Genomic DNA, 13,365 nt, shown 5'->3' with positions numbered 1-13,365 from the left:
CCTTTGCAAGCCGTCTTTCGGGTAAGTGCTTGGCAGAAAATGGTAACCATCCCCTGAACATGAGTACTCCCGACGCCCGCTTTCGCTTAGGCAAGTAGCTGTGCTAGAGGCCAGCCGGACCTTTTCCCATTCGAGGGCTCAGTTACTATATGAAGATCACGATGATCGGCACGGGCTATGTTGGGCTGGTGTCAGGCGCCTGCTTTGCCGATTTCGGCCATGACGTGGTGTGCGTGGACAAGGATGCCGGCAAGATCGCCGCCATCGAATCGGGCCGCATGCCGATATATGAGCCGGGCCTCGACCATCTCGTCGCGAGCAATGCTTCGGCAGGGCGGTTGAACTTCACCACCGATCTGCCGGCAGGCGTGAAGGGCGCGGATGCGATTTTCATCGCCGTTGGCACGCCTTCACGACGCGGCGATGGGCATGCGGATCTGAGCTATGTCTACGCAGCGGCGAAGGAAATCGCGGATTCGCTCGACGGGCCTACCGTCATCGTGACGAAATCCACCGTGCCGGTCGGCACTGGCGATGAGGTCGAACGGATCGTCCGGGAAGCCCGACCCGATCTGGACATACAGGTCGTGTCCAACCCGGAATTCCTGCGCGAAGGCGCAGCCATCGGGGATTTCAAGCGGCCAGACCGCGTCGTGGTCGGCACCACCGGGAGCCAGCGCGCGATCGACGTCATGGGGCAGATCTACCGTCCGCTGAACCTCAACCAGGCGCCTGTCATGTTCACGGGGCGGCGAACCGCTGAACTGATCAAATATGCCGCAAACGCCTTCCTTGCGACGAAAATCACCTTCATCAACGAAATGGCGGACCTGTGCGAAGCCGTGGGCGCGGAGGTACAGGACGTGTCGCGGGGGATTGGGCTCGACAACCGCATTGGCGCGAAATTCCTGCACGCGGGTCCGGGCTATGGCGGCTCCTGCTTCCCCAAGGATACGCTGGCACTGGTGAAGACCGGCCAGGATTATGACACACCGATCCGTATCGTCGAAACCGTGGTGCAGGTGAACGATCTGCGCAAGCGAGCCATGGGACGAAAGATCGTGAAGGCTCTGGGCGGCGACGCGCGTGGCAAGAAAGTTGCGCTGTTGGGCCTGACCTTCAAGCCCAATACCGACGACATGCGCGATGCGCCGAGCCTTGCCATCGTGCTGGCGCTGGAAGATGCGGGCGCGCAGATCGTCGCCTATGACCCGGAGGGCATGGATGTCGCCGCGCCGCTGATGCCGGGCGTGACCATGACGAAGGATGCCTATGAAGCCGCGACCGGTGCCGACGCGCTGGTGCTGGTGACGGAATGGGATGCATTCCGGGCACTGGATCTGAAACGTCTGGCCGCCTTGATGAACGAACCCGTGCTGGTCGACCTGCGCAACATCTATCCGCGCAGGGAGGCGGAAACGGCCGGCTTTGCACTCACGCGGGTCGGCGGCAAGGGCGTCCTGGCCTGATGCTGCTGAAGCCAAGGGAAGGACGCGATGAGCCCGCCCTTCCCCGGTTGCATCATTGGCTGGTGGCGGCCATTGCCTTGTTCGCGATCATGCTGATCGTACCCGTCATTGCCGGGCTGACCTGATCCGGTCCGGCCGGTTTCAAGTTCAGGCTTACGCCTTCAGCTTCCAGCCGCGCTTGAGCAGCACATAACACAGCACGCCCAGTGCGACATTGAGTCCCAGCAGAACCACGCTGCCCACCACGACATCGCCGTCCGCCGCAGCGACGAAACCATAGCGGAAGCCCGAAATGGCGTAGAAGAAGGGATTGGCATGACTGATCGCGCGGAAAATAGGGGCAAGGCGATCGATCGAATAGAAGGTGCCCGACAATAGCGTCATCGGTCCGATCACGAAATTGGTGATGGCGGCGGCATGATCGAACTTTTCCGCCCAGATCGACGTCAGCACGCCGATAAAGGCCGTCAGCCCTGTACCCATCAGACCGAACCAGAGGATGGCCCAGGGATGCGCCGGAGTTACGTGCACGCCCGGCCACAGCGCCATCGCGCCCCATAGGGCAAGGCCGACGCAAAAGGCCCGGGTCACCGCCGCGCCGACCAACGCCAGCAGCAGCTCGCCGACCGACAGCGGCGGCATCAGATAGTCGATGAGCGTCCCCTGCATCTTTCCCGCAAGCAGGGAGAAGCTGCTGTTCGCGAAGGCATTGTTCATCATTCCCATGATCATCAGGCCCGGCGCGATGAAGTCGGCAAAAGGAACGCCCAGCACATGGCGATTGGCTCCGCCCAGCGCCAGGGTGAAGATGACGAGGAACATCAGCGTCGTGACGGCTGGCGCCCAGATGGTCTGGAGCTGCACCTTCATGAAGCGTCGCACTTCCTTGCGATAGAGCGCGCGGGTGCCGGCCCAGTTCACATTGCGGATGACCAACTCCCCAGGTTCGTGGAAAGGCGCCTGATGCGATGGGGAGGCAGCAATTTTGGACTGGTCGTTCATGGTCGGATCGACTATCGGCTGAGGGGTTGTGCCGCAAGGGCGTTGTGCACGGGAAATTGAACCCGCGCTGGCGCGCCCCATATAGGGTGCGAATTTGAAATTTTGAGGAGTCATTCATTGTCCTGGACCGACGAGCGCATCGACCAGCTCAAGGCAATGTGGGAAAGAGGCCTGACCGCCAGCCAGATCGCCGACGAACTGGGCGGCGTCAGCCGCAACGCCGTGATCGGCAAGGCTCACCGGCTGGGCCTGCAATCGCGTCCTTCGCCGGTGAAAGCCAACGAAGTACCCAAAAAGGCGGCCCCGCCTCTGCGCAAGCCAGCGCCCGAAGCCGAAGCGCCAAAGCCTGCCGCGCCTGCGCAGCAGGCCGCGCCCGCGCCCGTTCGTCCGACCGCGCCTGCGCCAACCCCTGCCGTTGCAGCTCCCGCAGCAGAAGCGCCGGCCACGCCGCAGCCGCGCATCATCTCGGTCGGCCCCGGCGGCTTTCTACGCCAAGGTCCGGGCGACCAGCAGGCACCGATCCCGCCCGCCCCGCCACGCCGTCTGGTGCCGGCAAAGCCCAGCCCTGACATTGCCGGCAAGACCACGTTGCTCGATCTCACGGAACGCATCTGCAAATGGCCGATGGGGCATCCGGGCGAGCCGGATTTTCATTTTTGCGGCGAAGCGGTGAACCCTGGCTTTCCTTATTGCGTCGAACATTGCGGGCGCGCCTATCAGGCACAGTTGCCGCGCGGCACCCGCCGTCCGCCGCCGCCCCTGCCCTTTGGTGGCCCGCGGGTTCGCTGATCGCTGGCTCCCCAACATGAAAAGGGTCGCCCCTCCGGGAGCGGCCCTTTTTGCTGGGCAATGCAGTGATCAGCCCCAGGCTGCTGCTTTGCGGACCAACGCGCTTGCGCCCGCCGTCCGCCGGCTTATAGCTTGTGCCCATGTCTGAAGACCTGTTCGCAGCCAACACCTCCTCCACGCCGCAATATGACGCCTCCGCCATCGAAGTGCTGGAAGGGCTGGAGCCGGTCCGGCGCCGCCCCGGCATGTATATCGGCGGCACGGACGAACGGGCGCTGCATCATCTGGCGAGCGAAGTGCTGGACAACAGCATGGACGAGGCGGTGGCAGGACATGCGACGCGGATCGAGGTGTTGCTGGAGCCGGGCAACAGGCTGACCGTCATCGACAATGGCCGCGGAATCCCGGTCGATCCGCATCCGAAATTTCCGGGCAAGTCGGCGCTGGAGGTGATTCTGACCACGCTCCATTCCGGGGGCAAGTTCACCGACAAGGCCTATGCCACCTCTGGCGGTCTGCACGGCGTGGGCATCAGCGTGGTCAATGCGCTATCAGTCGTCACCGTCATCGAGGTGGCGCGGAACAAGGAATTGTTCCGCCAGAGCTTTGCCCAGGGCTTGCCCACCAGTGGGCTGGAAAAGGTCGGTGCCGCCCCCAACCGGCGCGGCACGTCGGTCAGCTTCATCCCCGACCACGAGATTTTCGGGGAGCAGAAGTTCAAGCCCTCTCGCCTCTATCGCCTCGCGCGGTCCAAGGCCTATCTGTTCGCGGGCGTGGAAATCCGCTGGAAATGCGCACCGGAACTCATCACGGACGACACGCCGCCCGAGGCGGTGTTCCAGTTTCCCGGCGGCCTTGCCGATCACCTCAAGGAACAGGTGGGTGACCGGGAATGCGCCACCAGCGCCTTTTTTTCCGGATCCCAGGATTTTCCGGACGCCGCAGGCCGGGTGGAATGGGCCGTGGCGTGGCCGCTCTGGTCGGACGGTTCCTATTCCTGGTATTGCAACACCATTCCGACGCCCGACGGCGGCACGCATGAAACGGGGCTGCGCGCTGCATTGGTTAAGGGCATCCGTGCCTTTGGCGAACTGGTCGGAAACAAGAAGGCGAAGGACATCACCGCCGACGACATCGTGACTTCTTCGGAAATCATGCTGTCGGTCTTCATCCGCGATCCCCAATTCCAGAGTCAGACCAAGGACCGACTCACCAGTCCGGAGGCAGCGCGGCTGGTGGAAAATGCGGTGCGTGACCATTTCGACCATTACCTCTCCGACCATATGGAGCGTGGCAAGGCACTGCTCGCCTATGTGCTCGACCGGATGGACGAGCGGCTGAAACGCAAGCAAGAGAAGGAGGTCAAGCGCAAGACCGCCACCAGCGCGCGCAAGTTGCGGCTGCCGGGCAAGCTGACCGACTGTTCGAACGACGATCCGGAGGGAGCGGAAATCTTCCTGGTCGAAGGTGATTCAGCCGGCGGCTCGGCCAAGCAGGCCCGTGATCGCAAGACGCAGGCAATCCTGCCCCTGCGCGGCAAGATATTGAACGTCGCTTCCGCCAATACCGCCAAGATCCTGGCCAATCAGGAGATTGCCGACATGATCCTGGCGCTGGGCTGCGGCACGCGCAAGGACTGCAATCCCGACAATCTGCGGTACGAACGCATCGTCATCATGACCGACGCCGACGTCGACGGCGCGCACATCGCGACGCTGCTGATGACCTTTTTCTTCCAGGAAATGCCGGAACTGGTGCGGCGCGGCCATCTCTATCTGGCGCAGCCGCCGCTTTACCGCCTGACCGCCGGCGGCAAGAGCCTCTACGCCAGGGACGACGCCCATCGGGAAGAAATACTGGCCAAGGAGTTCAAGGGCAAGAAGGTCGACATCAGCCGCTTCAAGGGCCTGGGGGAGATGAACCCGGCGCAGCTTCGCGAAACGACAATGGATCTCAAGACCCGCAGCCTGATCCGCGTCACCCTGCCCGACGACATTGAGGACCGGCAGCAGGTCCGCGAACTGGTCGACCGGCTGATGGGCACCAACCCGGCGCATCGCTTTGCCTTCATTCAGGAGAATGCGGCAACAGTCGATGAGGGGGCAATCGACGCCTGACGAGTGATTTTCCGGGAAATCCCGGAAAACCGGATTGTCGTGATTTGCCTCAAAAATGGCCGGGCAAAAATTTGCCGGCAATTTTTTGCCTACTGCCGCGTTAACCAGCGCGGGGCACCGGATGTTCAATTTTCGGCGCGATACGGGCAAGCATGTCAGGCTTCGTCCCGCTCACTCGCTCATCGGTCCTGCGCCGCCTCGCGCTTGGTACCACCTCCTCTCTGCTATTGGTTGCAGCGAGCGGGCATGCGCTGGCGCAGGCGCCCCTGGGGGCGTTTCCGGACGTCTCCGCGCAAAATCGAACGGCCTACGCGCCCGCCGACCGCGTCACCGCAAATCTCCTCGCGGGCGGTATGAGCCGTCTGGCGGCCATCAGTGCGCAGCAAGGGGGCGCGGTCAGTTCGGTGCCCTGGGGCACACAGCCGGTCGCACCGGATACGATCGTCAACGATTGGCGCATCAACGACTTCAGCGGCAAGTTGCCCGGCTGGCGGCTGGAGGGCGTCCAGCTTTCCGTGCTGAGCTTTCGTCAACCAATGCTGGTGCCGGGCTTCATGCAGGGATTTTTGACGACGCAGACGGCTACCGAAATGCCGCAGGGCAGTGCCTTCGTCATGCCGGCACGATCGATCCACGCGCCTTCGGACCGGATGATCGCACCGCGCAATGGGCAGCCTGACGTTTTCAGATCGGTCGCCATGCCGATTTCCCGAACATTGCTCGACAGCAAATGGGCTTCCGTTTCCACAGCGCTGCCCGGCAAGGGGGTGTGGAGCGCTATTCTGAACACGGCGCGCGGTTCGGCGGCACAGCAGCAGGTGGAAACGATCAACAGCTGGGTCAACCGCCGGCTGCATTTCGTCGACGACAGGCAGGGTGGCGACAACTGGGCATCGGCAGCGCATACATTGCAAAGCGGCACCGGCGATTGCGAGGATTATGCCATCGCCAAGATGAAGCTGCTGGAAGCGGCCGGCTTCGACCGTCACGCCATGTTCCTGGTGATCGCCCGTGATCTGGTGCGACAGGCTGACCATGCCGTCCTGGCGGTGCGGATCGGCGATGAATTGATGATCCTCGACAATATGACCGACCGGGTGCTGCCATCCTCCAGCGTCAGCGACTATCGCCCGATCATGAGCTTCAACGCCTTTGGCCGATGGACCCACGGCTATCGCGTGACGTCGCCTGCAAAGGTGCAGTTCGCGTCGCGGTGAAACTCAAGCGCACCCACCCTTTCAAAGGAAAGTGCCGCTCTCTGGCAGGCTCAGAGCGAAGGGTGAATTTCGTCACCTTTCCCTGAGCGCTTCCGATCGAGCCTTCATGATCGGCTTCAGCAGGTAGGCCAGCACTGATTTGCGGCCGGTCAGTATCTCCACATCGCATACCATGCCGGGCGTGATCGGCAGCTTGTGCGCGCCCGATCCGAGCCAGGCGCGATCCGTCTCCACGACCACGGTGAAATAGGCCTCCCGCGTCGCTTCGTCATAGACGCTGTCGGCCGACACCTGCTGCACCGTGCCGGTCAGCCCCCCATAGATCGAGAAGTCGTAGGCGGTCACCTTCACGACCGCCCGGTCGCCGGTCTTGATGAAGGCGATGTCGTTCGGCTTGACCCGCGTCTCTACCAGCAGCTTTTCGCCAATGGGCACGATCTGCATGATCTTCTGACCCGGACTGACATAGCCGCCGATGGTCGTCACCTGCACGTCATTGACCACACCGTCGACGGGCGAGCGGATCTCCGCCCGCTGCGCCCGTCCCCTCGCGCCCCGAAGAGACTCGCTGTTGACGGCGATCTTCGCCTCCAACTGGCTACGCTCGTTGAGCGCGTCCTGACGGAACTGGAAATTCGCTTCCGAAAGCTGTGCCTGCGCCTCGCGGATCGCAGCCCCGGCGCGGGAGGCCTGCTGCTGCGCAGCGTTCAGGCGACCCTGCGCGTCGACCAGCTCACGCCGGGCATCGAGCAATTCGGTCTGCGGGATGATCGACTTGGCGGCGAGCGGTTCCAGCATCGCCACGCGCTGACGGGCCAACTGAACGCTGCCGGTCAGGCTGTCGATGGTCGCCTGCGCCTCGCCCTGTTCGCGGCGGCGCTGGTCGACCTGGGCCGCCATCGCATCCTGCTTGCTGCGAAGCGCCGACTGGCGAACGGCGGCGAGGGCCTGCTCCTGCTGGCATTCCGGCCCGCCGGTCGTGCAGGCGGCGCCCTCACCTGTACCCTCCCTCTCCAAACGTCCGGCGCGGGCGGTCAGCGAACGCGTCTCCGCCTGAAGCTGGCCCAGTTCGGAGGCGAGCATCGCATCGTCAAGCCGAACCAGCAGCTGCCCCTTGCTCACCTTCTGACCGGAGCGGACCAGGATTTCCTCGATCGTGGTCGGCTCTGCGGACTGTATGACCTGCGCCTTGCTGGACGGGATCACCCTGCCCTGCCCGTGTGTCACCTCATCCACTGGGGCGAGGCTGGCCCACATGAGGAAGACCAGCAGGCCGCCGCCGCTGTAAAGGATCACCTGCTTGTTGCCCGGTTGCCCCCGCAGCCAGCTTATCCAGCGCGAAATCATGGTTGCACCCCTTGGATATGATGGTCGTCAGCGGCCAGCGTCACTGGCGCGGCCTTCTGCTGGGCGGCGAGCAAATTGCTCAGGGCGCCCTTTGTTTCTGCAGGATCGGGAATGGACAGCTTCCACCCCTTGGTCGGATCCATGCGCCCGCCGACATCATTGACCGCCCGACGTTCGGGCAGCGCAGCGACCGGCGGATAGTCGATGACTGGCTGGGACGCGGCGGCAAAGCGCGACGGATCGAAGGCCGGAATGATCTCGCCGCCGGCATAGCGGCCCGTGAAGGCCGTCGGCTGGCCCCAGCCTCCTGGCCAGCGATAGAAGATATGCGCGCCGATCTGCGCCAGCTTCGCCAGATGCGGCGCCCAGCGCGGGAAGACATAATCGGCGTGATAATGGGTCGCGGTGCCCACCTGCTTCTCGACCCGCCCACTCAGCGCGTCGGCAGCGATCCGCTTCGCCCGATTCCAAAGGTCTGGCAGGGGATGCCGCGCCAGCGATCCGTCACAGACGAAGCTGAACTGGCAAACGGACGCGTCGAAACGCTGATAGACCACGCCGCATACGGTCTTCGCAAAGGCGGGATGGCGAACGCGGTTCAGCACCACTTGCGCGACGGCACGCTGACCGCTTTCCGGCTCGCGGGCGGCTTCATAATATACCGCCTGGGTCAGACATTGGAGCGCGTGATCATGATCCTCACCAGCCGCAATCAGCGCGCGAAACGGCTTGGCGACGCCGATCACACCGCCGGAGAAGCCGAGACGCTGATTTTCCTCGCGAGCCCTGTCACCTTCTGCGGCCGGGGTGCTCTGCTCCGTCATCTGAACAAGAGCGAGATATTGGCGGGGAATGGCGGGGGCGGTTTCCACGATCTTCGTCTGAATGGCGGGGCGCTGGGACTCATGAGGCCAGAGAAAAACCGCCGCCATCGTTGCGATTCCAAGCCCAAGGAACCACGCGCTCCAGGTTCCTGCGAAGGCAGGAACCCAGTTCAGACGGCGGGGCTGGGTCGAGCCAAGCGACTTGTCTCGCCTCGATGCCTTCGCAGGAGCACTTCGGATGGAATGGACGGGATGAGTGCTCATTGCCCGGCCACCCGCTGGAGTTGGCCAATGATCTCGTCACGTGGCCCATCCGCCAGCACCACACCCTGATCGATCACGATCAGTCGATCCACGATCCGCAACAACGCATGACGGTGTGTCGACACCATCAGTGTCTGGCCGGGATCGAGCGCCTTCTCCAGATGATCGATGAAGAGATTTTCGGTCTGGTTGTCCATCGCGCCGGTCGGCTCGTCGAGGAAGAGCAGCTTTGCAGGCTCCACCAGAGCGCGCGCCAGCACCAGAAAGCTGCGCTGACCGCCGGACAGGCGGTTGCCGCGCTCTCCTATATGCAGGTCGAACCCCGCCGCATCGCGTCCGAAGAACCGCGCCGCCCCCGATCTCTCCAGCGCTTCCAGTAGCTTTTCGTCGCTGGCCTCGCGGGCGCCCAGCAGCAGGTTTTCGCGCACCGACCCGCTGAACAGTTCGGAATCCTGCCCGACATAGCGGAAGGCGGAGCGGAGTTCATGGGGATGATATTGACGGCTGTCGATCTCATCCAGGTTGAGGGCGCCGCCGGTCGGCGGATAGAGACCACAGATCACGCGACCCAGCGTCGACTTGCCCGACGCCACGCGGCCGATGATGCCGATGCGCTCGCCCGGCTCGATGCGCAGGTTAATGCCCTTGAGGCTGGGCTGGCTGGAGCCCGGATAAGCAAATTCAAGGCCCTCTGCGACAATGGCACCCTTGCGGATCCTGGGGATGATGCCGCGCGCGCCGTCCAGCCTTTCGTCGGGCTGGTCGATCAGCGTCTGCAGGCTGTCGAGCGTCGTCATCGCCTGCCGCGCCCGCACGATCACGAAGGCAAGCTGCCCTACCGGCGCCAGCGAACGGCCGGCCAGCATGACGATGGCGATGATCGCACCCATTGAAATGTCGCCTGCCGCGAACATGTAGAAGCCGCCGATGACCAATGCGATGCTTGTCACCTGCTGGCACAGCGACGCCAACGTCACGCTCTTGGACGACAGGCGCCGCAGCTTTTCCTGCGTGGCCGCGCTCATCCGGGCATAGCGGCGCCAGCGCTCCAGCATTCGTCCTTCGGCACGGCAGGCCTTCAGCGTCTCAATGCCGCCGATGGCCTCCACCAGCGCGGCGCTTTGCAGGCTGGAATCCGCCTGCGCATCGCGGGACAGGCGGGCCATGGACCGTTGCAGGAACCATCCCGCAGTCGCCATGATCCCCATCATCACGACCGGTACGATCGCGAGCCAGCCCCCCAGGAGCGCGATGATGGCGACGAAGAAAAAGAGGAAGGCGATGTCCACCACCAGGACCACGGTGGTCGAGGTGAAGAATTCGCGCACGGATTCGAATTCCGACACGCGCCGCGCCAGCGCCCCGGTGCTGCCGGAACGGCTTGCGAGCGGCGTGTTCAGCACCTTTTCAAACAGGCGTTGCGAAAGGCGTTCGTCAATCTCCCGCCCCGCCTCGTCCACCAGTCTTGCCCGGGCGATGCGCAGTGCGAAATCCAGGCTGAAGGCCAGCATCACGCCGATGCCAAGCACCCAGAGGCTGGAGGCCGCCTTGTTCGGAATGATCCGGTCATAGACGTTCATCGTGAACAGCGGCAGCGCGAAGGCGAGCAGGTTGATGATGCCCGCCGCCAGCATGACATAGCCGAAGCCGCCGCGTGCACGCCAGACTTCGCGCCAGAACCAGTGCTGCCGCACCCGTTCGTCCCAGGGACGCTCCTCTGCCCGTTCACGACCGTGATCGGCCATGACGACAAGCGCTTCCCCGGTGAAAACGCCTTCCAGATCGCTCAACGGCGCCCAGACCGCTTCATCCGCATGAGGAAGCTGGACCAGCGCGTCGCCGGCCTTGATGTCCATCAGCAGCAGGAACCGCCCGCCCCGCAGCGGCAGGATGGCCGGCAGATTGCCAGGACGCCATTTGTCCAATCGACCGCGGACGTGGTCGCTCAGCAGGCCGATCTGGTCGAGCGCCGATTCCGCCTGATGAAAGGGCAGGCGCCCGGATTCATCTACGGCGAGGCCGGCTCGCAGTCCCACTATGCCGGGCGAACGGTCGAAATGCCGCGCCGCATGGGCGATGCTCTCGACCAGTTCGTCACCGGGCGTGCCTTGATGGTCCAGCCATTCGGCCAGACTGAGTGTGCTTCGTTCCAACATTGTTTACCCCGCGCCATCCCGGCTTGCGCCAGGATGGCCCCCAATAATGAAACTCAGCCCGGATAGCGCCGCCGCTGCAATTCAGCGGGCGGCAGATCAGGGACATTATAGGTCTTCCGCGCATCGGCCTTGGCGTCCGAAGGCGTGGCCAGGCCCAGCGTATCCAGCAGCGTGTTGGTGGCCGCCAGGATCTGATATTGCGCGAACATTTCCGAGAAGCGGGCCGTTTCCGTCCGCACCTGCGTGTTGAAGCGGGTGTTCTGGCTGTCCAGAACGTCCAGCAGCGAGCGCCGGCCCACGTTGAACTGCTCGCGATAGGAAACCAGCAGTCCGTCGGAGACCGTGCCCTGACGCGACAGGTCGGTGACGCGCTTCTTTTCCGTATCCCAACGGTTCCAGGCGGTGCGGACATCCTCCTCCGCCTCGCGCAACCGCTGGCTCAGGCGGAAGCGCGCTTCGCTTGCCCGGCGGGTCATTTCCTGGACCTTGGCCCGGTTGATGCCGCCATTGTAAAGCTGCCAGCGCAGGACCACCCGGCCCTGGATGTCGTTGGTGCTGCCCCGGAAGCCGTCGACATCCTGGCCGACGCGGCCGGTGCCCTCCACGGAGACCGTCGGCCCAAGCTCCGACTTGGCCTCATCCACCACGGCATGCGCGGCCTGGATATCGGCCTCAGCCTCGCGAACCAGCGGATTGTGCGTCCGCGCGGCGGCTATGGCTTCGTCCAGCGTCGGAGGCAGAGCGCTCGTCACAGCATCAGGCATGGTCACCTGATCGATCGACAGACCGGTCAGGGTGCGGAACTGAATGGCCGCATTGGTCATGTCCTGCTCCGCCTCGCTCTTGCGGACGAGGGCGGCCTGCAGCCTTTCCTCCGCCTGCTGCTGGTCGGCAATGCTGATGGACCCCTTGCTCACGCCCTCGCCCAGATCACCGAGCAGCTTGCGATGGAAGGCGATATTGTCCTCCGCCGCCGCCACGACCCGCTGCTGGAGCATATAGTCCAGATATTGGCGGGTGACGTTGAGCGCCACGAACTGCGACCGTTCGCCGACACGCAACGCAGCGCCATCGGTGCGGGCGGCCTGCCGGCGCTTCTCAGCGCTGCGATAGCCCGAATCCCAAAGCGTTTCCTCGGCGCGAACGCTGGCTTCAAGCGGCCAGAGAGTCTCATTGTCGAGATTGAGCGCGCGGCGGGTGGCGTTTTCCAGGCGGCGGACGCCAGCCGACCCCTCGACGCTGACGCGGGGCAGGTAAAGACCCTGCGCCTGTTCGCGTTCGAATTCGATGGCCTGCTTGTTCTCTATCGCCTGGTTGATCTCCGGATGGCTGTCGAGTGCAGCAGCGATCGCGCTCTTGAGATCCGTCGTCTGGGCCCAGCCCGTACTCACCATGGCCGCCGCACAAAGGGCGATCAGGCTGCCACATGTTTTGCGCATGATAGTCATGCCGTCCTCCCCTTAATTCGCGCTGGCGGTGATTTCGACCCGACGGTTCATCGGTTCGCGCACACCATCGGCGGTTTCGATCTTGAGCTGGGTTTCGCCCAGGCCGTTGACGGTCATGGCATCCGTGGGGATGCCACCCTGGCTGAGCAGATTGGCGACATTCTGCGCGCGGCGCAGCGAAAGGCCGTCATTATAGCGGTTGCTGCCCGAAGTATCGGTATAGCCGGTCACGCCAAAGCGCTTCCACCCGCATTGCGCCGCCGTCTGGGTCAAGGTCGTGACAGTGTTCACCCCTTCCGGCAGCGGCATGTCCATGTTCCAGTCGAAGAAGATGGACACCGCCGGCGCCGTGCAGTCCAGCGCGGGTGGGGCTGAAGCTGCCGACACCGGCGGCGGTGGCGGCGCCGTGAGGCGTGCCACAAAGTCGTCGCACTTGTTGATGCTTTCCGCATCCTTCGTGCCGGATTTGATGAAGCCGATGGCGATGCCGCACTGGTTCTTCGCCTCCACGGCGTAGGTCCAGCGGCTGTCCTGGGCCGCGCGGATGCTGGCGTCGCCCACGGCCTTGACCGCCGTGTCGTAACGGCTGTCGAGTGCATCCCGCAATTCCGACTTGCCCAGTTGCAGCAAGGGCGAAGCAGGCGCCGCCCAGGCCGCTGTCGTCGTCAGCATGGCGGTCGTCAGCCCAACGGCCACCGCCTTTCCAACAGCATTTCGCATATTCACTCTCCC

Annotated in this window: 11 protein-coding genes; 5 read left to right on the top strand and 6 right to left on the bottom strand. The window is 63.8% G+C overall.

Annotated features, from left to right (window positions below):
* Positions 1-149 precede the first annotated feature (149 nt).
* Together MRBLMC3_RS01875 and MRBLMC3_RS01870 are read left to right on the top strand one after the other, a co-directional pair.
* The gene (locus MRBLMC3_RS01875) at positions 150-1,469 is read left to right on the top strand and encodes a UDP-glucose dehydrogenase family protein (protein ID WP_363825432.1); all 1,320 of its coding nucleotides are present in this window, start codon (positions 150-152) and stop codon (positions 1,467-1,469) included.
* Complete coding sequence (locus tag MRBLMC3_RS01870) at positions 1,469-1,594, top strand: hypothetical protein (protein WP_363735092.1); 126 nt, start codon at positions 1,469-1,471, stop codon at positions 1,592-1,594. The genes MRBLMC3_RS01875 and MRBLMC3_RS01870 overlap by 1 nt, the downstream gene beginning before the upstream one ends.
* Before the next feature lie 28 nt (positions 1,595-1,622).
* Here MRBLMC3_RS01870 and MRBLMC3_RS01865 read toward each other — a convergent pair whose 3' ends face one another.
* Complete coding sequence (locus tag MRBLMC3_RS01865; RefSeq protein WP_133651849.1) at positions 1,623-2,471, bottom strand: ABC transporter permease; 849 nt, start codon at positions 2,469-2,471, stop codon at positions 1,623-1,625.
* Positions 2,472-2,588: 117 nt separating this feature from the next.
* On the opposite strand from MRBLMC3_RS01865, the gene MRBLMC3_RS01860 reads away from it, so the two are divergent.
* From MRBLMC3_RS01860 to MRBLMC3_RS01850, 3 genes are all read left to right on the top strand, one after another.
* Positions 2,589-3,260: a GcrA family cell cycle regulator gene (locus MRBLMC3_RS01860; RefSeq protein ID WP_363735094.1), complete on the top strand. Its 672-nt coding sequence runs from the start codon at positions 2,589-2,591 to the stop codon at positions 3,258-3,260.
* 140 nt (positions 3,261-3,400) lie between these two features.
* Positions 3,401-5,377: a DNA topoisomerase IV subunit B gene (gene parE, locus MRBLMC3_RS01855; protein WP_363825429.1), complete on the top strand. Its 1,977-nt coding sequence runs from the start codon at positions 3,401-3,403 to the stop codon at positions 5,375-5,377.
* A 152-nt stretch (positions 5,378-5,529) separates the two neighbouring features.
* Positions 5,530-6,594 carry a transglutaminase-like cysteine peptidase gene (locus MRBLMC3_RS01850; RefSeq protein ID WP_363825426.1) on the top strand — a complete coding sequence of 355 codons (1,065 nt, stop codon included), beginning with the start codon at positions 5,530-5,532 and terminating at the stop codon, positions 6,592-6,594.
* A gap of 72 nt (positions 6,595-6,666) precedes the next feature.
* On the opposite strand, the gene MRBLMC3_RS01845 is transcribed toward MRBLMC3_RS01850, so the two are convergent.
* The 5 genes from MRBLMC3_RS01845 to MRBLMC3_RS01825 form a co-directional block, all read right to left on the bottom strand.
* Positions 6,667-7,941, bottom strand: coding sequence for an HlyD family type I secretion periplasmic adaptor subunit (locus MRBLMC3_RS01845; protein WP_363754015.1), 1,275 nt, complete (start codon positions 7,939-7,941; stop codon positions 6,667-6,669).
* On the bottom strand, positions 7,938-8,873 hold the full coding sequence (locus tag MRBLMC3_RS01840) for a cell wall hydrolase (RefSeq protein ID WP_363825423.1): 936 nt from the start codon (positions 8,871-8,873) through the stop codon (positions 7,938-7,940). Before MRBLMC3_RS01840 ends, MRBLMC3_RS01845 begins: the two co-directional genes overlap by 4 nt.
* A 152-nt stretch (positions 8,874-9,025) precedes the next feature.
* On the bottom strand, positions 9,026-11,185 hold the full coding sequence (locus MRBLMC3_RS01835) for a type I secretion system permease/ATPase (RefSeq protein WP_363825420.1): 2,160 nt from the start codon (positions 11,183-11,185) through the stop codon (positions 9,026-9,028).
* A 53-nt stretch (positions 11,186-11,238) separates the two neighbouring features.
* A complete protein-coding gene (locus MRBLMC3_RS01830) occupies positions 11,239-12,633 on the bottom strand; it encodes a TolC family protein (RefSeq protein ID WP_363825417.1) in 1,395 nt (464 codons plus the stop codon).
* Positions 12,634-12,645: 12 nt separating this feature from the next.
* Positions 12,646-13,353, bottom strand: coding sequence for an OmpA family protein (locus MRBLMC3_RS01825; RefSeq protein WP_208108027.1), 708 nt, complete (start codon positions 13,351-13,353; stop codon positions 12,646-12,648).
* Between the last annotated feature and the right edge of the window lie 12 nt (positions 13,354-13,365).

This window comes from Sphingobium sp. LMC3-1-1.1 (genome assembly GCF_040676285.1).
GTDB lineage: Bacteria > Pseudomonadota > Alphaproteobacteria > Sphingomonadales > Sphingomonadaceae > Sphingobium.
The sequence above is the reverse complement of the archived record's forward strand: the minus strand, read 5'-3'. Positions and strand labels throughout refer to the sequence as shown.

What these genes read in the sequence shown, in the direction of transcription:
- MRBLMC3_RS01850 (WP_363825426.1), top strand. Translation starts at nt 5,530, where the DNA reads ATGTCAGGCTTCGTCCCGCTCACTCGCTCATCGGTCCTGCGCCGCCTC.
- parE (WP_363825429.1), top strand. Translation starts at nt 3,401, where the DNA reads ATGTCTGAAGACCTGTTCGCAGCCAACACCTCCTCCACGCCGCAATAT.
- MRBLMC3_RS01845 (WP_363754015.1), bottom strand. Translation starts at nt 7,941, where the DNA reads ATGATTTCGCGCTGGATAAGCTGGCTGCGGGGGCAACCGGGCAACAAG.
- MRBLMC3_RS01870 (WP_363735092.1), top strand. Translation starts at nt 1,469, where the DNA reads ATGCTGCTGAAGCCAAGGGAAGGACGCGATGAGCCCGCCCTTCCCCGG.
- MRBLMC3_RS01865 (WP_133651849.1), bottom strand. Translation starts at nt 2,471, where the DNA reads ATGAACGACCAGTCCAAAATTGCTGCCTCCCCATCGCATCAGGCGCCT.
- MRBLMC3_RS01840 (WP_363825423.1), bottom strand. Translation starts at nt 8,873, where the DNA reads ATGGCGGCGGTTTTTCTCTGGCCTCATGAGTCCCAGCGCCCCGCCATT.
- MRBLMC3_RS01875 (WP_363825432.1), top strand. Translation starts at nt 150, where the DNA reads ATGAAGATCACGATGATCGGCACGGGCTATGTTGGGCTGGTGTCAGGC.
- MRBLMC3_RS01835 (WP_363825420.1), bottom strand. Translation starts at nt 11,185, where the DNA reads ATGTTGGAACGAAGCACACTCAGTCTGGCCGAATGGCTGGACCATCAA.
- MRBLMC3_RS01830 (WP_363825417.1), bottom strand. Translation starts at nt 12,633, where the DNA reads ATGACTATCATGCGCAAAACATGTGGCAGCCTGATCGCCCTTTGTGCG.
- MRBLMC3_RS01825 (WP_208108027.1), bottom strand. Translation starts at nt 13,353, where the DNA reads ATGCGAAATGCTGTTGGAAAGGCGGTGGCCGTTGGGCTGACGACCGCC.